The organism is Sorangium sp. So ce124, from assembly GCF_051525235.1.
GTDB classification, from domain to species: domain Bacteria; phylum Myxococcota_A; class Polyangia; order Polyangiales; family Polyangiaceae; genus Sorangium; species Sorangium atrum.
The window spans coordinates 2,113,554-2,134,540 of the sequence record NZ_CP150312.1; the positions used below are offsets into that span (position 1 = coordinate 2,113,554).

Annotated in this window: 12 protein-coding genes and 1 pseudogene; 5 read left to right on the forward strand and 8 right to left on the reverse strand. The window is 72.8% G+C overall.

Annotated features, from left to right (window positions below; genetic code table 11):
- Positions 1–97 precede the first annotated feature (97 nt).
- The 4 genes from WMF19_RS07985 to WMF19_RS08000 all read right to left on the reverse strand — a co-directional run bounded on the left by WMF19_RS07985 (position 98) and on the right by WMF19_RS08000 (position 4,798).
- On the reverse strand, positions 98–2,272 hold the full coding sequence (locus WMF19_RS07985) for a substrate-binding domain-containing protein (protein WP_437898539.1): 2,175 nt from the start codon (positions 2,270–2,272) through the stop codon (positions 98–100).
- Between the two features lie 305 nt (positions 2,273–2,577).
- Positions 2,578–3,144, reverse strand: coding sequence for a hypothetical protein (locus WMF19_RS07990; protein ID WP_437898540.1), 567 nt, complete (start codon positions 3,142–3,144; stop codon positions 2,578–2,580).
- A 178-nt stretch (positions 3,145–3,322) separates the two neighbouring features.
- Positions 3,323–3,832 (reverse strand): hypothetical protein, encoded by a 510-nt coding sequence (locus WMF19_RS07995; protein ID WP_437898541.1) that lies wholly within the window; start codon positions 3,830–3,832, stop codon positions 3,323–3,325.
- A gap of 345 nt (positions 3,833–4,177) precedes the next feature.
- Positions 4,178–4,798 (reverse strand): hypothetical protein, encoded by a 621-nt coding sequence (locus WMF19_RS08000; protein ID WP_437898542.1) that lies wholly within the window; start codon positions 4,796–4,798, stop codon positions 4,178–4,180.
- Between the two features lie 150 nt (positions 4,799–4,948).
- On the opposite strand from WMF19_RS08000, the gene WMF19_RS08005 reads away from it, so the two are divergent.
- The gene (locus WMF19_RS08005; protein WP_437898543.1) at positions 4,949–6,430 is read left to right on the forward strand and encodes a hypothetical protein; all 1,482 of its coding nucleotides are present in this window, start codon (positions 4,949–4,951) and stop codon (positions 6,428–6,430) included.
- A 58-nt stretch (positions 6,431–6,488) separates the two neighbouring features.
- Entirely contained in the window at positions 6,489–8,177 is a 1,689-nt protein-coding gene (locus WMF19_RS08010; RefSeq protein ID WP_437898544.1) for a hypothetical protein, read from the forward strand.
- Positions 8,178–8,236: 59 nt separating this feature from the next.
- Here WMF19_RS08010 and WMF19_RS08015 read toward each other — a convergent pair whose 3' ends face one another.
- Entirely contained in the window at positions 8,237–13,243 is a 5,007-nt protein-coding gene (locus WMF19_RS08015; protein ID WP_437898545.1) for a sigma 54-interacting transcriptional regulator, read from the reverse strand.
- Positions 13,244–13,341: 98 nt separating this feature from the next.
- On the opposite strand from WMF19_RS08015, the gene WMF19_RS08020 reads away from it, so the two are divergent.
- The 3 genes from WMF19_RS08020 (at position 13,342) to WMF19_RS08030 (ending at position 17,333) form a co-directional block, all read left to right on the forward strand.
- Positions 13,342–14,046: a hypothetical protein gene (locus WMF19_RS08020; protein WP_437901605.1), complete on the forward strand. Its 705-nt coding sequence runs from the start codon at positions 13,342–13,344 to the stop codon at positions 14,044–14,046.
- Between the two features lie 143 nt (positions 14,047–14,189).
- Positions 14,190–14,843, forward strand: coding sequence for a hypothetical protein (locus WMF19_RS08025; RefSeq protein ID WP_437328186.1), 654 nt, complete (start codon positions 14,190–14,192; stop codon positions 14,841–14,843).
- Between the two features lie 339 nt (positions 14,844–15,182).
- Positions 15,183–17,333 (forward strand): substrate-binding domain-containing protein, encoded by a 2,151-nt coding sequence (locus WMF19_RS08030; RefSeq protein WP_437898546.1) that lies wholly within the window; start codon positions 15,183–15,185, stop codon positions 17,331–17,333.
- A gap of 29 nt (positions 17,334–17,362) precedes the next feature.
- Here WMF19_RS08030 and WMF19_RS08035 read toward each other — a convergent pair whose 3' ends face one another.
- From WMF19_RS08035 to nrfH, 3 genes and pseudogenes are all read right to left on the reverse strand, one after another.
- A complete protein-coding gene (locus tag WMF19_RS08035; RefSeq protein WP_437898547.1) occupies positions 17,363–18,688 on the reverse strand; it encodes a M28 family metallopeptidase in 1,326 nt (441 codons plus the stop codon).
- A 219-nt stretch (positions 18,689–18,907) separates the two neighbouring features.
- Positions 18,908–20,330: pseudogene (locus WMF19_RS08040) on the reverse strand (ammonia-forming cytochrome c nitrite reductase subunit c552).
- 30 nt (positions 20,331–20,360) lie between these two features.
- Positions 20,361–20,879 carry a cytochrome c nitrite reductase small subunit gene (gene nrfH, locus WMF19_RS08045; protein WP_272101110.1) on the reverse strand — a complete coding sequence of 173 codons (519 nt, stop codon included), beginning with the start codon at positions 20,877–20,879 and terminating at the stop codon, positions 20,361–20,363.
- Between the last annotated feature and the right edge of the window lie 108 nt (positions 20,880–20,987).

Genomic DNA, 20,987 nt, shown 5'->3' on the forward strand with positions numbered 1-20,987 from the left:
GGCGATCTGCGGCGCCTCTCCTGTCGTCGCGCCGGCCCGCTCTACAGGCGGCCAGCCCGGGGAGCCCTGGTCCGCGCCGGGCTCCGCCGGCCGCGGCTCAGGCACGGGGCGCCCGTGGCGCCGTGATCGGCTGTCGCCTGCCGCGCAGCGCCGAGAGCGCGCTGCCGAGGGTCTGGTGGAGCGTCATGCCCTGGAGGTCGATGCCGAGGCGGATGAACCCCTGCGCGACCTGCGGCCGCATCCCCACGACGATGACCTCGGCGCCGAGCAGGAGGGCGGCGCGGGTCGTCTTCATCAGCGACGCCGCGACCTGCATGTCGGCGAAGGGCACGCCGGTGATATCCATCAGCAGCACCTCGGCTTCCTGGCGGCTGAGCTCCGCGAGCACCACCTCGAGCACGTGGCGCGCGCGCTCCAGATCGATGGCGCCGACGAGCGGCACGAGCAGCACGCCCTTGTCGAGCGGGATGACCGGGCACCCGAGCTGGCGCACGTTGTCCGCGAGGGCGCGCTCGCGCTCGTAGGCGGCGCGCGCCTGCTGCTCCTGCTCGATCAGCGACTCGATCAGCGACGCGCGCTCGAGCGCCGCGGTGAGCATCGCCACCCACATCTCCATGTCCCGGTGATCCAGCCCGAGCGGGCTGCTCACCGGGGCGCAGACGGCGAGGATGCCGCGATCCTCACCCTCACCCTCGCCGCGGAGCGGGATGAGCCGGAGGACGTGGTCGTCGCGCTGGGCGGCGGTAGGCAGCCACTCGCGGCGCGGGAACGCCTCGGCCGCGACGCGCGCGCCCGCTTCGGGCGCGGCGGCCGTCGCCCCGGGGGAGCAGCTCTCGACGATCCGCAGCGCGCGACCCGTGTCCCCGGGCGCTTCCCACACGGCGAGGCAGCCCCAGCTCATCTGCACCGCGGAGAGCCAGCTCAGCTTGCTCCCGCTGCCGCCCGCGTCCGCCAGGAGCGTCTCCCGGATGACGAGGTTGATGTCGAGCAGGCCGTTCAGGTAGTCGGCGCGGGCCGCCTCGATGGCCACCCGGCCCTCCATCATGGCGCGCCGGGCCGCCCGGATGTACGCCGCGACGCGCCGCTCTGCGGCGGCGTCCCCCGCGCCGCGGAGCATCTTCTGGCCGGCCCGCTCCAGCCGGTCGACCATCTCGAGGAGCTGGTCGATGTCGGGCATCTGCTCCGCGGCCTCCCGCCAGGCCCTCTCCAGCTCCGCGGCGGCGGGGCCGGGCCTGCCCCAGACGGCTGCCTCGAGCCCGAGGACCACCTCCGTCGCCCCGGGCCAGGCCTCTTCCGCCGGCGAGCTCGGATCGAGGGATGTCGAGGCGCTCGCGAGCGCGGCGAGCTCCCGCGCGAGCGCGCCGGACGGCGCGGCGGCGCTGCGGGACGACGGGGGCCCGCTGGCCGGCGCAGCGGCGCTGCGGGACGACGGGGGCGCGTCGCGCAGCGCCGGGGCGGGCGAGCAGCCGCAGGAGCGGCGCAGCACAAGGGTCGTCGGCGCGATGTGCCCCGCGCAGGGGAGCTCCCGCCCGGCGAGGAGGTCGATGAGCAGCTCGGCGGCCGTCCCGCCGAGCCGGTCGAACCGCTGGCGGACCGTCGTCAGCGGCGGCGAGGCGTACCGGGCCGCCTCGATGTCGTCGAACCCGACGAGCGCGATGTCCTCGGGGACGCGGATGCCAGCCTCGGCGAACGCGTCGAGGACCCCGAGCGCCTCCTTGTCGGCCGACATGAACATCGCGGTGCAGGTGACGCCCTCTTCCAGCAGGCGCTGCACGGCGAGCCGACCGCTCGCCCGCTCGTTGTTCGGGAGATCGAAGACGAGGTCGGGGTCGAACGAGATGCCGCGCTCCTCGAGCGCGTCCCGGTAGGCCTGGAAGCGCTGCCGGATGTCCTCGTGCGCCATGTGGCCCGCGAAGACGATCCGCTCGTGCCCGTGGTCGAGCAGGTGGCGTACGGCCGAGAGGGCGCCACCGTGGTTGTCGGGCAGGACGTAGGGACAGCGCGCGTCCTCGTTTGCGCGCGCGCTGAGGGTCACGACGGGCCGGCCGTCGTCGAGGAAGGGCTCGAGTTCCGCCGCGTCGATGAGCGCGATCCACCCGTCGACCTGGTCTCGCGCGAGCCGCAGCCTGTGAACGTCTCGCGGGGACGCCCTGATGGCGAGCACCCGATATCCGGCGCGCGCGGCGGCCGACTGGATACCGCCGAGAAGCTCGCAAACATAGCTGCCCCAGATGTCGGGGCACATGATGCCGATGGCTCTATCGGGCGACATGGTGGCAGGATCCTCGGTGGTCCTCAGCGCCGGCGCTCCGTCGTGACGCGATCCCAAGCGGAAATGGGTAGCACGGGGCACCCGTGTGGCCATGCCGCTTCTGCGGCGCGCCCGCGGCGGGAGCGCATCCGCGTCGTCACGTCCGGCTCCCGGTCGTCTGCTGATGGCTAGCGGCGCTGTGCGGCAAGCAGCGAGAGTATCGGACGGACGGCTGCGCTTGTCAGCACCGTTCGGCGGGTGGTGAGGGCGGCGGCGAGGGCACCTCGGCGGGCGACCTCATGGCGCCGGAGCCCTGCTGGACGATGTCATGGCCTCTCCTGTCCGGCCTCCGACGCGCACTTCTCGTCCTCGTACGAGCACACCTTGCCTGTGCGGAGATCCACGAAGTACCAGGCCAGCGTCATCAGCATCGGGGAGGTGTTGCACGGCGGGGCGAGGTGCATCCGGACGTGCGCGCTCGCCCTGTCGACGCTCTCGGGCCGGAAGGCGATGCAGGAGGCGCCGGCGGGCCCTCGTCGCTTCAGCGCCCAGGCCCTGGCCAGGAGGACGGCCCTTTGCCCCTTCCGCTCCAGGTCCTGGAGAAATCGCTCGATGGGCACGTAGGCCTTGCCGTCGTGCCACATCGCCGCGCCGCGCCGCATATCGACGCGGAATCGCTCCGTCGTGCACAGGGTGCTCGCCGGGGAGCAGGTCTCGTCGGCTCGCGCGATGAGATCGAAGACGTGGCCGTGGGATGCCTCCAGCGTGAGCGAATCGACGCCGGACCACTTCCATTCGAGCAGCTGGCCGAGCGCGATGACCGCCGGGTGATGGTCCCGGTACCAGCTCGCCTTGAACGCCCCGTAGCCGCGGAGCTCGCCGTTGTCGTCCACGAGAGCTCGTGCGTGCGCCTGTCGACGCGGAAGCGCGCGAGCCGTTTGCGGCCGTCGGACGAGAGCACGGACACGTGGAGGTGCGTGGCCGTCTCGTCCTCGACGTGGAGCGCGGTCGTGCCTTCCCAGTCGATGGCGTCGTCGATGAAGCGCTTCTCCAGCGCCGAGACGGCTGCTCTCAGGGACTCCTCGCGCGCCGCGAGGAACTCGCGCATCGGCCGGGGCGTAGCTTCGTCCCACCAGCGTCCGTGAGGAAGCCATAAGACAGCCGGTTTCCCTCGGACGTCCACTCCGACGGATCGCACTCGTGGGCGAGCGCGAGGCGAAAGCCCGCCCGGCCCCGCTCGAAGACGTAGAGAGACGAGTCCTCGCCGCACGGGACCGCGAGCGTGACGAGCGCGACCCGGAGCTCGGGGTGCGCCGCGGGCTGCTCGATGCGGACGTCGAGCAGGCTGCCCCACCGCCGTTCCTCGCCGGCGGGGCGGACGCCGAGCCGCTCCAGCTCCGCCATCGCGCGCTCGCGTGCGGCGGCAGGCGCGCCCTCGGCCGCGTCGAGCGCGCGCCCGACGACGCCTCGGAGCTCGGCCTTCAAGGCGCGGAGCAGCGCGGGAGCTCTCGCGGGGGGCGCGCTCAGCCCGATGCCTTCCGCGCTTGTGTCGAGCGCGGCGAGCGCCTGCATCGTGGCCACGACATCGGGTGGAACCGGCGCTTCACCCGGGGCGGGAAGCGCACCCGGGGCGGGAAGCGCCGCTTGCCCTGGCGGGGGCGCCGGCGTCCTCTGGCGCTCCGTGGGCAGCGGGCGCGGTGGTGTTGAGTCTTCCTGCCGAGGCGGCGCGAGTGGCCGGCGCGCTCCGGTCACGGACAGAGTTCCGGGTGGAGCTCCTCCCGTGCAGGCGAGTTGCCAGAGCCGCGCGGCGGCCAGGACGCCGCCTCCGGCGCGCAAGCGAGGAGCTCGGGATGGGCTCGGGGACATCGGCGCAGCCTAACGCCGATCCCGGGTCTCCGATTCCTTCGGCAGCGCCTTGGTCGTGGCTCAGGTCCCGTGAGGCGACTCTTGCTCGGAGTGCGGCGACCCTTGCTCGGAATCGCTCGAAAAGAGAAACGCCTGCTGTTCGAGGACCACCCGCCCCTTGCGCTTTGGCCGGCGCGGCGGCGCCCCGGCCTCCGTCGGCTCGCCCTCGGTCCGCTCGGCGCAGCGCGGGCAGACGGCCGGCGGCGGAGCGGGCGGCTCCGGCGCCGCGATCTCGAGCCGGGGAGGCGAGGGGGGGTCCGGCGCCGCCTCGGGCTGCGGCGGTTCGACCGGATCCGCCCGCTCGATCTCGGCGCGACCGCGCGCGTGCTCGGCGGTGACCAGGGCGCGGAGGGCGCGGGCGGCGGCGCGGTGCTCGGCGGCGGCCCGGCGCAGGCGCGCGACGAGCTCCAGCGCTGCCCGCGGCGGCGCGTGGAAGCGGGCGCGCTCGCGGTGCGCGCAGCTGTCGTAGGCGCCGCCGCTGCTGCCGCAGTCGATGCAGATGAGATCGAGCGCGAGCGGCTCCCGGACGGCGGAGATCGGCTCGTCCGCCGCGGTGTCGTCGGGCGGGATCGCGTCAATGGGTTCCTCGGCGGACGGCAGCTCTTCGACGACGACGGCGGCGGCGGCCTTGCGGGAGCGCATGCCGATCGGCTAGCAGATCATTGAACGGATGTACAGGTGTAGCTGGTGTTCGCGGCGCGGTGGGCCGTCCGGGAGCGGCGGACGCCCGGGCATGGCGTACCAAGGAAACGCCTGTGTACGCCGTGTCCTCTGTGGTTGAATCCCTGGTTCATGGCTCAGGATGCGGTCACGCCGCTCGGCAGGGAGGCGCTCTCGCAGTACACCCGCGATGAGCTGATCGACCTGGCTGACCGCGAGCTGGCTCGCACGGCGGAACCGCTCGTGTTCCTCGCGGAGGCGTCGCGAAGTGAAGCCGCGCTCGATGACCGGATCGCGTCGCTCTACGAGCGCGCGCTGCGGTCTCCATCTCCGCTGGTCAGGTTCCATGCGGCCTGGTGCGTCTACGACACCAGAGCTTGCTGGGAGCGGTTCATCCCCGTCCTGCAGGCCGCCCGCGAGGCCGAGGACGACGAGCCGAACCGGGAGAACATCGATACCGTGATCGACCTTCTGCAGACCGAGCTCCGGGAGGAGGAAGAGGAGCAGATCCGGTGGGCGCACCCGGGGCTCGCTCGCATCGAGTACGACGTGACCAGGCGACGATCGCTGTCCAGCGAGGAGCGCGCGGCGCTCACGCAGGCCGTCGACTTCCTGCGCATGCCGTACGATATCTACCATTGGTACTCCGAGCGAAGCCTGAACATGTCACTGGAGCGCGCGCTCGCGTCGCTTCGCCAGCTCGAGCGCTGGTGGGACGAGATCGCGCCTTCGTTCCAGTCCGAGGCCCCTTATCGACACGCGGATCCGTTCATGGACGAGGACGGCATCCACCCGCTCGGGGCCTACATCATCAGCAGCCAGTTTCTGTGGCATTATCACGAATCGGACCAGGCGGAGCGCCATCTCCTCCGCTCCTTCGACCTGGCAGAGACGCTCATGACGCGGGGGCGGGGCGGAGCGGCTCAGGTCATGCCGCGCGCGCCTCTGAAGGAGCGATATCTGGACAACGTCTCGCGGGCCTACCACGACCCGCGCCTCTACGTGGTCAATCATTTCTACCTGGGAGAGCTCTACGAGCGCCGGGGCGCTCATGAGCAGGCCGCGCGGCACTACGCGCGCTTCGCCGAGCTCGAGCCCGATTTCTCCCCGAGGAACTCGTACTCCTCCCACCCGGATTACTACGACGTCAAGCGGTCCTATCCGGGGACGGTCGAGGCGTACGGCAGGCTCGGGAACCTGCACCGCGATCGGCTGGGCAATCCGGATCGGGCGCGGTTCTATTACGAGAAGGCCCTGCGGCTGAGCCCGTCACACCACACCCCTTATCGGGATTATGCGCGCCTCCTGCAGGAGGCAGATCCTTGCGGGGCGCTCGACCTCCTGCGGCAGGAGATCGAGGTGTTGACCTCCTATCCGGATCCCGACCCGAGCCCGAACTCGCGGTGTCTGCCCTTCGAGCCTCGGGACGTGGTCGAGCGGTTCCGTGCATGGCGTTCTCACCCGATGGCGCCGCGCGATGAGGTCGACGCTGTGGCGCGATCGATCGTCCGATTCCTGAAGGGCCTGTCCGTCGAGCCGTACCGGTTTGCGTACTCGGAGTGGAATGAGCTCGCGCAGCAGGTGGAGGAGAGCGCCTCGTCTCCGAACGCATGACCCCCGGCGCCGTGGCGGCGCCGCGTCCGGCCCGGAGCTGACGTGGTAGCCTGCCGTCATGATCCTCCCGCTCGTGCCGCTCGCGCAGAGGAGCACGCTGCCCCGGCCGGCCCGGGGTATCCGGCTCGCGCGCGTGGCCTTCCTCGCCGGGGCGGCCGCGGCCTGTCTTGCGCTCGGCTGCCAGGGAATTCTCGGCATTCACGACGTCTCGCGCGACGGGGCCGGCGGTGACGGCGGCGCTGGTGCCGGCGGCGCCGCGTCGGGCGGAGGCGGTGGGGGTGACGCATCCGCGCACGGCAGCGGCGGCGGGGCGCCCCAGGCGGGCTTCTCGATCGCGCTCGATCCGGCGGCGGCGCGCGTGGTGCGCGGCGGCTCGACGTCGCTCACCGTCGCCGTCACTCGCTCGGACGACTTCGCGGGCGACGTCGCGCTCTCGCTGTCGGGCCTGCCGAGCGGCGTCACGGCGAGCCCGATCGTGGTCCCGGACGGCGAGGCCACCGGCGTGCTCACGCTGACCGCGGAGCCGCTCGCGACGGTCGGCGGTGCCGCGCCCTCGCTCGTGGCCAGCGCGCCCGGGCTGGAGGATCGGGAACTGCCGGTCTCGCTGCTCGTCGCCGATCCGCCGGGGACGCTCGATGCGTCGTTCGACGGTGAGGGCATCGCCACCAGCGGCACGCCCCACGAGGCGCGCGCTGTCGTCGTCCAGGAGGACGGCAGGATCCTCGTTGCAGGGGTCGATGGGGACACCTGGGGGCTCGTGCGCTTTCTGCCGAGCGGCGTGCTCGATCCGGAGTTCGGCACGGGGGGTCTGGTCGTCGGCCAGAAGGGAGACGTCGAGTCGCTGGCGCTACAGCCGGACGGGCGCATCCTGGCCGTGGGGTCACGCGACGCGCAGCTCGCGGTCGTCCGATTCCACTCGAACGGCGGGATCGATCAGGCCTTTGGCGCCAGCGGGGTCGCGAGACTCGAGCCCGCCTTGATCAGCGGCTCGGACGGCTTCGGCGTCGCCGTGCAGAGCGACGGCGGGATCATCGCCACCGGCGTCGGAAAGCCGGGCAACCGCGGCATCATCGTGCGGTTCTCCTCCGCGGGCGACCTCGATCGCGCCTTCGGCGGCTCGGGTCTCTTCTCGATGGACGAGCGGCCGCTGCACTCCGTCGCGATCGATGGAGACGACCGCATCATCGCCGGGGGGACGGAGCGGGACGCGGGCCCCACCTTCCTTGCGGCGCGGCTCGATCGCGACGGGGTTCTCGATCCTGGCTTCGGAACGGGCGGCATCGCCTATCTCTCGCAGACGCCCTACAACGATTCCGACCTCGCCCTCGGGAGCGACGGCAAGCCGGTCCTCGTGGGATACGCGCTCGATGGCGTGAACCATTATGCCTTCGCGCGCTTCAACCCGGACGGCTCCGCGGACACGACGTTCGGCGGGACTGGCATGGTGAACGCGAGCGGCGAGGAGAAGCCCTATGTGCGGGGCTATGGTGTCGCCCTCCAGGCCGACGGCAAGATCCTCGGCGTGGTCGCGGGCGGCACCGTGAACTCGGGCATCACGGCTTCGATCCTGCGGCTCCTGCCGGACGGCTCCAGGGACACCGGGTTCGGCGCCTCGGGCGCCGTCGTGCTGGACGACCATCCGGACCAGAACTACCTCTACGCCGTCACCGTCCAGCGCGACGGCCGCATCGTGGCCGCGGGGAAGCGGTCGAACCTGGGGCTCATGGTCGTGCGCGTCTGGGATTAGCCCTCTCGCTCGGCGTGGGACGTCTGGTCGCTGGCGCCCTGCTCACGCTGGCCTGACCCTCACTCCTTCCGCAAGAGCCCATAGCGGGCGAGCTTCCGGTACAGCGTCATCCTCGGGATCCCGAGGCTCCTCGACACCTCGCACACGTTCCAGCGGGAGAGCTCGAGCGCGGCGCGGATCCGCTCCTCCTCGGCGCCCTGGTGCTCGGCGCGCGACCGGCCACGCGGCGCGGGCGCCGCCGCCGGCAGCTGGATGTCGGCGGCGCCGATCTCCGGGCCCGGTGAGAGCACGCACGCGCGCGAGAGCACGTTCTCGAGCTGCCGCACGTTGCCGGGCCAGCCGTACGACGAGAGCCGCCGGAGCGCGCCCCGGGACAGCCGGAACGCCGGGCGGCCCTGGCGCGCCGCGAGCTTCTCGACGATCGCCTGTGCGATCGCCGGGATGTCGTCCGGCCGGTCGCGCAGCGGCGGCAAGCGGATCTCGATGACGCTGATCCGGTAGTAGAGATCCTCGCGGAAGCGCCCCCGGGCGACCTCCTCCCGCAGATCCCGGTTCGTCGCGCAGACGACCCGCACGTCGGCCACCGAGACGCTCCGGTCCGACCCCACCGGGCGGATCGAGCGCTCCTGCAGCGCGCGGAGCAGCTTCGCCTGCACGCCGAGCGGCACCTCCCCGAGCTCGTCGAGGAACAGCGTCCCGCCCCGCGCCGAGACGAACAGCCCGCCGTGATCGCGGACCGCGCCCGTGAACGCGCCCTTCACGTGGCCGAAGAGCTCCGACTCGAGCAGCGCCTCGGGCAGCGCGGCGCAGTTGACCGCCACGAACGGCCCGTCCCGCCGGGGCCCGCCCGCGTGGATCGCGCGCGCGACGAGCTCCTTGCCGGTGCCGCTCTCGCCGGTCACCGTCACGGTCACGTCGCTCTCCGCGACGCGCTCGCAGAGCGCGAGCACCGCGCGCATCGGCGCGCTCCTCCCCGCGATCTCCGGGAAGTCGCGGCGCGCGTCCGCCCGCGTCCGCTCGAGCTCGTGCGAGAGCCGCTCGATCTCGTCGGCCTGCGAGCGCATGAGCTCCGCGACGCGCCGCTGCTCCTCCTCCAGGGCCCGCGTGCGGTCCCTGAGCTCGGCCATCAGCCTGCCGTTGTGCAGCGCGACCGCGATCTGGTCCGCGAACGCGCCGAGCAGATCCGCGTCGCCCTCCGCGAACTTGCCGCGCTGGAACCGGTTGTCGAGGTAGACGGCGCCGAGCACCGCGCCGTGCGCGCGGATCGGCACGCACACGATCGACCGGAGCCGCAGGCCGTGCACGGACGCGTTCCCGTGGAACCGCTCGTCGGCCAGCGCGTCGACCGTGAGCACCGCCTCCCCGCGCTCGACCACCCGCTTCGCGATCCCGTGGCTGAACTTGAGCTGGCTCTTGCCGACGCGCTCGCGATCGAGGTTCCGCGCGACCGCGACCTCGAGCTTGCCCTTCGCGCAGCCTTCCGGTCCCAGCGACGGCGACGTCAGGATCACGAACCCCCGCTCGGCGCCGGTCAGCTCGATGGCCGCGTCCATGGCGAGGCGCAGCACCTCCTCCGCGTCGAGCGTCGAGCTCAGGCGCCGGTTCACCTCGAGCAGCTTCAGCACGAGCTCCATGCGGGCCCCCGGCGGCGCGGGCCCGCCGCGGAGCGCGGCCCGCCGGGGGTGCCGCCAGAAGACCTCGGCGAGCTCGGCGGGGAGCGTGCTCCCGATGCGCTCCCAGCACTCGAGCGCGGCCGTGCGGTGCCGCTCCGCCAGCGCCGTCGCCGACCGGAGGCGGAGCACCTCGGCGGACGCCTCCTCGTGCTTCGCGTGGAGCTCGAGCTGCGAGACCCTCGCCACGAGGCTCGCGCCCCGCTGCACCTCCGCGAGGGCGGCGTCCGTGTCGCCGCGGGCCAGCGCGAGCTCCGCGCCCGCCGTCGCGTGGCGCAGCGCGAGATCCGCCGCGTCGGCCTCCCGGAGCAGCGCCGCGGCCTCGGCCAGCCGCGCGCCCGCCGCGGCCCTGTCCCGCGCCGCGAGCGCGACCTCCGCGGCGTGGATCACCGCCTCGCACGCCTCGCGCTTCGAGCCGCGCGCCGCGTGGCCGGCGCGGGCCTCTTCGAGCAGCCGCGCCGCCTCGCCGAGCGCGCCGCGCGCGGCGGCGATCTCCGCGGCGAGCCCGAGCGCCGCCACGGCGATCTCCTCGGGGGCCCTCGGGCCCTCGGGCGCTCGCATCCGCGCGACGGCGAGCTCGGCGCGCTCCAGGAGGCCGACGTCCGCGTGGATCTTGGCGAGGTTGAAGCGCAGGGTCGCCTCGGTCCGCTCCTTGGCGAAGGCGATCGCCGCCCGGAGGCCGCGCTCGTAGCAGCGCAGCGCCGCGCCCCAGTCGCCGAGCTGGTGCCTCGCCGTCCCCAGGTTGAGCGCGGCCGTCGCGAGCAGGTCACCCAGGCCCTCGGCCTCGGCCAGGTCGAGCGCCTCCTGGAACCCGCGCGCCGCGAGGGCCGCGTCGCCGGCGCGGTAGGCGTGGAGCGCGTGGTAGCTGAGCGTGCGGGCGCGGGCGCGGGGCGAGCCCGACGCCGGCCGAAGCGCGACGGCGCGCGCCAGGCTCTGGAGCGCCCCGGCCTGGTCGCTCAGGTACCCGAGCGCGAGGCCCAGCGTCTCGGCGAGCTCCGCGGCGGCTTCGCGCTCCTCGCCGCTCGCGAGCGCGCCGTCGACCTCGCGCGCCTCGCCGCCCGCGAGCGCGCGGGCGACGTCGCGCGATCCGGGCGCCGCGAGCGCCGCGAGCGCCCCCTCCGCCTCGCGCCGGGCCTCGTCGTAGCGGCCGAGGCGCAGCAGGCAGCGCGCGGAGAGGCTCGCGAGCCGCCCGCCCCAGGGACCGGGCGCGAGGGCCCGCGCGCGCCCGAGCTGCCAGAGCGCCCGCTCGACCTTCCCCAGCTTCTCGTAGCAGCGCGCCGCCCGGTACGAGAGCTCCGCGCCGACGTCGGCGGGCGGCCCCGCGCGCCTCGCCCGCGCGAGCAGCGAGAGCGCGCGCCGCGGGTCGCCGGCGGCCTCGATCGCGGACGCCGCGGCCACGAGCGTCCTCGGCGCCGGCAGGACCTCGCAGGCGGCGTCCGCCGCGCGCACCCAGGCGCGCGGCGCCCACTCGAGCATCGGCCCGGACGCGGCGAGCGCCCGCCGCGCCGCCTCGTGGTCGCCCGCGAGCACGAGCGCCCTCGCCCGGTCCGCCGCGCGCTGGCTGCGGAGCGCCGGGGCGAGGGCCGCCTCGTCGGCGCCGGCGAGGTGGGCCGCCATCGCGGCCGCGACCTCGCGCACGACGCCCGCGTCGAGCCAGGGCAGGAGCGCCCTCGCTTGCCCGGCCTGACCGAGGCGGAACCCCTCGCCGTCGAGCCGCGCGAGCCCCGCGGCCTCGAGCGCGTCGAGCGCCGCGCGCCCCACGCCGAGCGCGGCGGCCGCCTCGGGCCCGAGCGGATCGGCGACCGCGAGCGCCGCGAGGGCGCGCGCCTCGCCGCGGTCGAGCGCCGCCACGCGCCGGCGCCAGAGCTCCGGGGTGCCCGTCGTGTGGACGAACCTGTCGAGCTCCGCCTCGCTCAGGCTGCGCTGCGCCAGCGCGGCGCAGAGCTCCTTGAGCGCGCGCGGGCGCCCGCCGCTCGCGCGCAAGAGGTCCGACGTGCGCGCCGCCGTGGCGAGGGGCGCGGTCCAGACCCGGACGGCGTCTTCCCCGAGCGGCCCCAGCGGGAGCTCGACGACCGCGCCGCCGCCCACGTCGAGCCGCTCCGCGGAGGCGATCAGCCAGAGGACGGCGTCGGTCGGCTCGGCCGATCGAACGAGCGCCTCGAGCAGCGCCCGGTCGTGCGCGCCCAGCCTGTGCGCGTCGTCGATCGCGAGCACGCGCGGCCGGCGCGGCGCGGGCAACGCGTGCACATCGCGCGAATCACGCGAATCACGCGGGGCGCGCGCCGCCTCGCCCTCGCGCCCGCGCGCCCCCGCGAGCTCGCCGCGCGCCCCCGCGAGCTCGCCGCGGGCCCCGAGCAGCGCGTCGACGCCGGCGGGGAGCGGCGCGCCGCCGAGCGCCCGGACCAGCAGCGCGCGCAGCGGATCGTCGCCGCGGGGCGCGCCCTCGACGACCTGCGCGCTGAGCTGCGCGCGCCACTTGAGCTCGCGGAACAGCCGCGATTTGCCCGCGCCTTCCTCGCCCGTGACGATCACCGCGCGCGGCCCGCGCTCGCCGCGGAGCAGCGCCTCGAGCGCCGCGCCGAACGCCTCGACCTCGCGCTCCCGCCCCACGATCTCGCCCGGCTCGCTCACGACGGCGGGCGCGCGCCGCGGCAGGCCGCCGGCGGAGAGGGCCTCGAGGACCTCCTCGACCCCCGAGGGGCGGCTGGCCGGATCGTCCGCGGTGAGCCGCCCGGCGAGGCGGCGAACGGCGGCGGGCGGCGCCCCGGAGAGGAGCGGGAACAGGGCCTCGAGCGTCCGCCCCACGGCGAAGAGATCGGTGCGCGCGCTCGGCGGGGCCCCCCGGAGGAGCTCGGGCGCGAAGAACCGCGCCGTCCCCGAGAGGTCCCCCGCGTCCGCGCGCATCCTCCGCGCCGCGCTGAGATCGATGAGCACGCCCGCGCCGTCGTCCCGCACGAGGACGTTCTCGGGCTTGAAGTCGCCGTGGACGATGCCGGCGCCGTGGAGCCACCCGAGCGCGTCGAGCGCGTCGAGCAGGACGGGCAGGGCCGCGCGGAAGGCGCGCCCCCGCGCGTGCTCGGCCAGCGTCCGGCCCCGGATGAGCTCCGTCGTGGCGTACGTGAGCTGCTGCCCCGGCGCGCCGCCGGACGTCGTCCGGGCGAAGTCGTATGCGCGCGGGAGGCGCGGGTGAGCGCAGGCCGAGAGCAGCGAGAACTCCCGCCGGAACGCCTCGAGCGCGCCCGCGGAGCCGAAGCTCAGCGATTTCATCGCCACGTCGCGATCGAAGAGCCGGTCGCGCGCCTCGTAGACCGAGGCGAGCCCGCCGCGCCCGAGCGCGCGCACGACCTCGTAGCGGCCATCGACCACGGCCCCTGGCGCAATGCCGTGGTGTACCATCGGTACAATATGGTACAGAATGGTACAACAAGGGGCCACGATTTCCGCGGAACGCCGCGGACCGCATTGGCGCGACTCTTGAACAGAGGGACGGCGTGATGCGCTGGCTTGCGGTCCTTCTCGTCGCTTGCGTCGCCGGGTGCGGGGTGAACCCCATCCCTGAGCCGCCCTTCGAGCGGCCGCCGGCGCTCGCCGGCGACGTCGTCGGCGCTGTGTGCGACGAGTGCGACGGCGCCCCGCTGAAGCTCACCGGCGCGCCCGGGAGCGTGACCGACGCCGACGTGGTCTGGGCGGTGAACCTCGATGGGACCGCGCCTCCGGTCGTCGCGCCGGTCGCGGCCGACGGCAGCTTCGCGCTCGACATCGACGGCCTCCGGGGGGACGAGCTGCGCCTCCAGGCGCGGCGCGGCGCGCTGCGCTCCGAGCCGGTGGACCTCATCGCCGGGCGCGGCGCCCTCGAGCCGTCGCCTCGCCCGCTCGCAGGCTGCTTCGAGGTCGAGCGGGAGCTCGCCCTGCCCGAGGCGGCCGTCGGCGCGATGTCCAGCAGCGCCATCGCGCTCGCGCACTCCTGCGGCGCGCCGCTCGCGATCGACAGGATCGCGCTGCGCGCCCCGGCCCCCGAGTACAGCCTCGAGGGAACGGCGGCGCCCGTGGTCCTCGAGGCGGGGAGCGCCGGAGAGCTCCGCGTGGTGTACCGGCCGACCGAGGCCGCCGCGCGCGGCGAGGAAGTGGCGCTGATCGAGGTGTCTTCACCGGAGGTCTTCCGGCGGGCGGTGACGCTCTTCGTGGCCGGCGCTCCCTGAGTCGATTCCAGCTCTCTGCTCCTCCGGGAGGCTCGAGACGGGCCTCGAGGGGGAGCGCATCTCCCAACCCACACGAGAAAGATACGGAGACCAACATGCGAGCCTGTGCCTTGTTGCTTCTTGCGGCCTCTTCGATCGTAGGAATGTTCGGCTGTAAACCTCCCACGGGCGGCGGCGGCGGGGCGTGCCCGGATCCGAGCGATCCTGGCGTCCACTACGTCTCTCAAGATCCGGACGAGTGCGCGCTCATCGACTTCGTCTGCGCGGAGGGACAGACGCTGATGAACGCGCCGGGGTGCGGCTGCGGCTGCATCGACGAGGAGCCGCCTCCCGCGTGCCCGGATCCGAGCGATCCTGGCGTCCACTACGTCTCTCAAGATCCGGACGAGTGCGCGCTCATCGACTTCGTCTGCGCGGAGGGACAGCGGCTGATGACCCAACCAGGGTGCGGCTGCGGCTGCATCGACGAGGAGCCGCCTCCCGCGTGCCCGGACCCGGGCGCTCCGGGCGTCCGTTACGTCTCTCACGATCAGAACGAGTGCGCGCTCATCGACTTCGCTTGCTCGCCGCCCGAGAGGCTCTTCGGCGGCGAGTGCGGCTGTGGCTGCGTCGGCCCCGCGCCGGAGACCTGCCCCGACGCCGCGGATCCGGATGTCCGCTACATCTCTCATGACCCGGAGTACTGCCACCTCGTCGACTTCATCTGCGCGCCGGGAGAGGCGCTCTTCTCCGACGAGTGCGGCTGCGGCTGCGTCGGCTCGGACCTCCCTGTCGGGCACGCTCGTCAAGGCAAGTGACCGCGCCCACGATCTGCCGCCCTGACAAAGGTGCTCGCGCGGTCGCCCTGCGCGCTCCGCGGGGAGAGCCCGCCGCGCCCTGAAGCGCTCCCATCACCGACGTCGCCTCCTGCGTGGGGCTCCTCACGAACATCGATGCACGGCCGCCCTGCGCAGCCTGCGCCGCGCGTAAACCTCGGCCGAAGCGGCCGCTTCGGATTGTTTACATGCGCGCACCTGTCGCGTCACGCCGGGTCACGGGAGATCGAGCGCGGCGGTCGACACACAGAAGTTCTTGAGTCGATCCATCGAGGACGGTGATAGGCTCGCCTGGGGGATGCGGGGGCGAACGCGACCGGGATGAAGACTGGGCCTGTCGATCAGCGCACATCGAAGGTGATCGGCGTCGCGTCGGTCTTCCTCGACAATTCCTTCAACACAACGGCTTTTCGTGGCATGCACCGCGCCGCGCGAGCGCGGGGCTACGAGCTCCTCCTCATCTACGCGACGCCTCGGCGCGTCTTGGAGCGCGGCGTGGCGCTTCGCCACGTGGCCGGCTGGATCGCGATGTACAACACCGACGGGCTGGAGGAGCTGCTCTCCGACGGGAAGCCTGGCGTCATCTTCTGCGCGCCCCCGCTCGGGACGCGCTGCCCGGTCGTCCGCGCGGAGAACCACGATTCGATTCACCTGCTCGTCGATCACCTCATCCGGCTCGGACATCGCCGGATCGCTTACATCGGCAGGACCGGGTCGGACGATTTCCACGAGCGGAGCAGGGTATTCGATCAGGCGCTGCGCGCGCGCGGGATCGAGGCCGACCTCAACCTGCTCTCCGAGTTTCACGAGTGTACGATCTTATATACCGAGCAACGCTTCCATCAGCTGCTCGAGCGCAACGGCAAGTTCTGTACGGCGCTCGTGGCGGGCAACGACGAGATGGCGATTGGCGCCATCAACGCGATCCGGGCGCACGGCTACCGCGTGCCCGAGGACATCGCCGTGGTGGGGTTCGACGACATCAACGCCGCCCAGCACTGCGATCCGCCGCTCACCACGGTACGGCAGGACCCGGCGCTCCTCGGGAGCATGGCCGTCGAGCGGCTCATCGATTTGCTCGACGGCCTCCCCCCTCGTGAGCTCGTGACCCGCGGCCCGGCCGAGCTGGTTGTGCGTCGCTCGTGCGGAAGCGGCCGCGCGGCGTGGAACACCGCGCCTGTCGCGCCGGCGATCGAGGCGCCCGAGGGCGACTGGCAGCGCGTGCTGTCCCGGCAGATGAGCCTCCTCATGGATGGGTGGGAGCTCCCGCTGTCCGACGACGCGCCGCTCGGCTGGCCGGAGGCGGAGGTGATCGCGCAGGGCCTCGGCGCGGCGCTCGACGGGGAGGAGCCGCTGGACGTGGGGACGCTCCAGCGCGCTTTCGCCGCCGGGGTCACGCGAAACGACAAGATCGAGGTCCTGCTCGCGGTGGTGAAGCTCGTCGAGCAGACCGCGGCGCGGCGGCTCGCCGTCGCGCCGGAGCCGGAGGCCGCGCGCCGGCTGGAGACGTTCCTCGACCGCGTGCGCCTCTCGCAGCAGCGGGCCCTCGCCGCGTGGGAGCGGCGGAACGTGAAGAGCCTCGAGCGGCTGGTCCGCGCCAAGGTGCACATGAGCAGGCTCCTCGCCTCGAAGCACGCATGGACCCAGGAGCGCCTGGAGTGGCTGGCGCAGACCTCCATCGGTGTGGGGTGCATCGCGCTCTGGGCGGATGCGTCGGGGTCGTCCGAGCCGGAGTTCGTCGTCCACTCCGTGCACCCGTACGACACGGACTTGACCACGCTCGTGGGTCAACGGTATCCGGCCGGCGACTTTCCGCCGCCCGCTTTGCGCGCGGCGGCCTTGCCGGACGAGCCGGGCGGCTATCTCCTGCTGGTCCCGCTCGTGAGCGCGAGGCGCGACTGGGGGACTCTGGTGCTGGGAGGGCTGCACCTGGAGAGCTTCGTGGGCAACCTCCATCCGCTGGCCATGTGGGTGTCGCTCCTGATCGCCGCGTTCGAGCACCACGACATGGAGGCCACGCTGCAGGCGGAGCGCGACATGCTGGCCGCCGCCTACGAGCGCGAGCGCGCGCTGGCGAGCACGGTGCGGGAGCTCGGCTGTCCGGTCATCCCGCTGCTGCCCGGGGTGCTGCTCATCTCGCTGATAGGCGCGATCGACGCCGCGAGGGCGCAGCAGATCATGGAAGCCGCGCTCTCTGGCGTCGCGCGAGAGGGGGCCCGGTGGGTGCTGCTCGACGTGACCGGCGTGCCGTTCGTCGACGAGGCGACCGCGGCGTCGCTGGTGCAGACGGCGCAGGCGACCCGGCTGCTCGGCGCGCGCGTGAGCCTCGTCGGCGTCGGGCCCGGGATGGCGCAGGGCATGGTCGGCCTCGGGATCGAGCTGCGCGACATATCCATCTTCCAGTCGCTGGCCGCCGCCATCAGCGACCTGACAAGGCCAGAAAAGAAGAGGAAGGCGAGGCGGCCCGAGTAGCGCCGCAGGGCGCGCCGAGATCGCCCGAATCACTTCATCAGGAGCTTGGCCGCCGCGCGCCCCGCGGCCTCGGTCAGCCGCCGCATGTAGTCCCAGTTGAGCCGATCGACCCGGTCGCAGCGCTGGTGGTAGCAGGGATTGCCGTCATCGCCGAAGAAGTTCTGCGATATGGCCACGGCCGGCGCCCCGTAGCGCCAGAACGCCGAGTGATCGCTGCGGTTCGTGCAGGCGTCCACCCGGGTCAGGCCGAGCTCGCCGTGCGACGCGGCCTCCTCGACCAGCGCGGCCAGATCGGACGACGTGTTCTCGTTGCAGTGGATGACATGATAGTGCCCGTCGTCGTCGGAGTCGTAGCCCGTCATCTCCAGATCCAGGACGCCGACCACCTGATCCATCTGCCCGTCCCGGTAGAGCTTGCTCGCGTAGGCCTTTGAGCCGAGGAGGCCGTCCTCCTCTTGATCGAAGGCGACGACGCGCAGCCCGATGCTCAGCTTCGCGTCCTTCAGCGCGCGGGCGATGGCGAGCGACGACACGATGCCGGAGCCGTCGTCGTCGGCGCCGGCGTTGCTCATGGAGTCGTAGTGCGCCGAGAGGATGAGGACGCGCGATCGGTCGGCGCCGGGTTTGTCGGCCGTCAGGTTGACGCCCTGGCTCCAGCCGCTTTGATAAGCGTGCTCCTCGACGGTGAACCCGATCGCCTCGTATTGCTGGCGCATCCAGCGGCGGGCCAGCGCGCGCCCGTCCTCGGACCCGCGCTCGCGGATGACCGCCGTGCGGCCATCGACGGTCACCGGCGCGGCGCCGGAGAGCTCCTTGAGCCGCGCCTCGAGGAACGCGGCGTCGATGTGGAGCTCGGGGCGCTCGGCGGCGCCGCCGTCGCGCGGCGCGCGCGTCCCGGCCGGAGCGCGGGTCCCCTGTCGTTCCGGAGCGCGCGACAGGACCACGTCGTGCTCTCCGATCGGCTCTGCGTGAAGGCGAGGCGAGCCGAGCCAGTCATGGGGGTCGCGGCCCGTCGGGACGGCGACGGCGGCGATCCCGCCGACGCGCGCGCGCTCGCCCGGGAGCGCCGCGCTGGGAAGCGGCCCCTCCACGAGGTAGAGCGAGGTCCCGCGCTCTTTTTTCAGAGTGACGCTCTGCCAGGCGTCCTCGACGCCGGCGCGGGTCACGACGACCTGGCCAGTCTCCGTCGCGAGCCGGTTCAGGAACGTGCTGACCGTATCCTTGCCCACGTGCGAGACGTGGATCTCTTCGGCCGCCGGCGCGCCCGGATCGCCGGAGGCGCACGACGTCGAGACGAGCGCAAAGGCGGCACAAAGCGCGGTGACGGCGCTCGAACGATTGCGGCAGGTTGCCATGGCGTCTTCCCCTTTCGGCGACACCGTACGGATCTCAAACGGATTATCCAAGCACTATCTCGCGAGGAGTCGAGCTTCGGATGAATCGCGTCAAATGCAATCAGGAACACATGAGCGCTCCATATCGGAGCTCTGGAGTCATGGCCCAGCTCGTCAGGCCGTGAGCGAGCGATGACGAGGCCGCTCGGCATGTTCGGGCAGGCGGGCGGTGCGCTGGCATCACTCGGGCGGAGAGCCATCGCGCAGCGACAGCTGGCCTCGACGGCAGGTATCGATGGCGGACGCGAGGATGCGCATCGCCTCCTGAGGCGCGTGGAAGCCGGACGAGTTCTCGGCCTCGGCGAAGTCGACGAAGAACTGGCATTTCCGCTGCGCCGCGCGCGGGCCCGCGAGCGCCTCATCGGCCATCCCGGCCTCCTTCGCCCGGCGGATGTCGCTGATGAGCGCGACCACCGCGTCCATCGCCCGGTTGCGCGCCTCGAAATGGCGCGACTGGATCGTCTCCACGCGCTGCCGGAGCTCGTCCTCGGGCCACTTGTGGCACGTCTGGCACGCGCGGTTCACGTTGAGGAGCGGGCTCTGCACGTGGTGATCGCTGATCTTCGTCGCGCCGACCCGCTGGTACGGCATGTGGCAGTCGGCGCAGGCCACGCCGGAGCGGGCGTGGATGCCCTGATTCCACATCTCGAACTCCGGGTGCTGCGCCTTCAGCACCTTCGCGCCCGACTCCGCGTGCGTCCAGTCCGAGTGGCCGTTCTCCTCGTAATAGGCGTAGATCTCGTCGACCTTGATGCCCTTCGCCCACGGGTACACGAGGCGCTTCTCCGGGCCCTTGAAGTAATACTCCACGTGGCACTGCCCGCAGACGTACGAGCGCATCTCCTGGCGCGTTGCCATCGTGTTGACGTCGTAATTGGCCTCGCCCGTCGACGCCTTGAGCGCGCGGATCCCCTCGATGAACCCGGGCCGCGTCACCCGGAGCTGCATCGACTCCGGATCGTGGCAGTCGATGCACGAGACCGGGTGCGTCACCAGCTTGCGCGCCTCGGGGAAGGGCATCTGGTTCATCGCCTCCCAGCCGCGCATCAGATCGCCGCCGCCGAGCTTCTTGTACGGCACGTACACGGACGCGTGGCAGTGAATGCAGGTGCCCGGCTGCTTCGTCGCGATCTGCCGCTCGGTGTACACCTGATCCTCGAGCATGTGGGCGTGCCCGCGCTCCTCCCGGAAGTCGCGCGAAGGCGTAGCCGGCCCACATCGTCTTCAGCCGCCCGTCCTCCTCGAGCTTCGATTGCGCGACCACGCTGCGCGGATCGGCCTCCGTCGGCGTGCGCGGCACCGCCTCGCTCCCGCCGAAGCGCGTGCGCTTCTGGTCGACCGTGCGCCGGTAGCCGTCGTACTGGAGGGGGAAGTTCTTCCCCCAGACGGCCGGGTCGTCTATCGTATCGTCAAGCTCGACGACGCGATAGAACGGGCTCTTCGCCTCCTGTTTGTGCTCGAAGATGTTCACGAGCAGCGCGGCGATCCCGGCGGTCGCCGCCGCGGCGGCGACCGCCGCGAGCGGCAGGTAGCGCCAGCGCGCCGGCGGCCTGCCGGTGCGCGCGCTCTTCTGCGTGGATCCTTCGTCCTTCGGCTCCGTCATCGGTTCCATCCCTCGTGCAGCGGGCGCCCCTCAGTGCAGGTGGCCCACCGATTCATGGCAGCGCACGCACGAGAGCCCCGCGGCGCCGTGGTGCTCGCTGTCGATCGCGTCCACGACGTCGCCGTGACACCCGCGACAGGCCTCCTCCGTGATGCGTAGATTGCTGGGCTTGATCCGGATCGGGTCCGGGAAGCGGCCCGAGGTGAAGGCGAAGGAGTGCCAGAACCCGTTCGACGCCTTCGTTGCATATTTTCCGAGGAACGTGTGCGGCGCGTGACAGTCGTTGCACCCTGCCACCGCCCGGTGGCTGGAGCGCTGCCACCCGGCGAACTGCTCGTTCATGATGTGGCAGTTGGCGCACGCCGACGGATCGCTCCCCAGGTACGAGGCGCCCTTCGCATAAACGAAGGTGTACCCGCCGAGCCCGGCGGCCACGCCGAGCGCGACGCAGAGCGCGAGGAGCAAGGCCCCCGTGGAGCCGCGCCCGCCGCGCGCTCGCCCGCGCACCGGCGGCTCCGGCGGTTCATCCCGCCGTTGCCCTTCCGTCATGGGATCTTGCTCTTGTGTCATTCGTCGCCGCACCGGTTCACCGGCTCATCGATCCTCGATAGACTGCTTTGCAAGGCAGGTGCCGCCACGTCTCGGCTGGACCGGCGA

Coding starts and splice junctions, on each gene's coding strand:
- WMF19_RS07985 (WP_437898539.1), bottom strand. CDS start 2,272: ATGTCGCCCGATAGAGCCATCGGCATCATGTGCCCCGACATCTGGGGC.
- WMF19_RS08000 (WP_437898542.1), bottom strand. CDS start 4,798: ATGCGCTCCCGCAAGGCCGCCGCCGCCGTCGTCGTCGAAGAGCTGCCG.
- WMF19_RS08005 (WP_437898543.1), top strand. CDS start 4,949: ATGGCTCAGGATGCGGTCACGCCGCTCGGCAGGGAGGCGCTCTCGCAG.
- WMF19_RS08010 (WP_437898544.1), top strand. CDS start 6,489: ATGATCCTCCCGCTCGTGCCGCTCGCGCAGAGGAGCACGCTGCCCCGG.
- WMF19_RS08015 (WP_437898545.1), bottom strand. CDS start 13,243: ATGGTACACCACGGCATTGCGCCAGGGGCCGTGGTCGATGGCCGCTAC.
- WMF19_RS08020 (WP_437901605.1), top strand. CDS start 13,342: ATGCGCTGGCTTGCGGTCCTTCTCGTCGCTTGCGTCGCCGGGTGCGGG.
- WMF19_RS08025 (WP_437328186.1), top strand. CDS start 14,190: ATGTTCGGCTGTAAACCTCCCACGGGCGGCGGCGGCGGGGCGTGCCCG.
- WMF19_RS08030 (WP_437898546.1), top strand. CDS start 15,183: ATGAAGACTGGGCCTGTCGATCAGCGCACATCGAAGGTGATCGGCGTC.
- WMF19_RS08035 (WP_437898547.1), bottom strand. CDS start 18,688: ATGGCAACCTGCCGCAATCGTTCGAGCGCCGTCACCGCGCTTTGTGCC.
- nrfH (WP_272101110.1), bottom strand. CDS start 20,879: ATGACGGAAGGGCAACGGCGGGATGAACCGCCGGAGCCGCCGGTGCGC.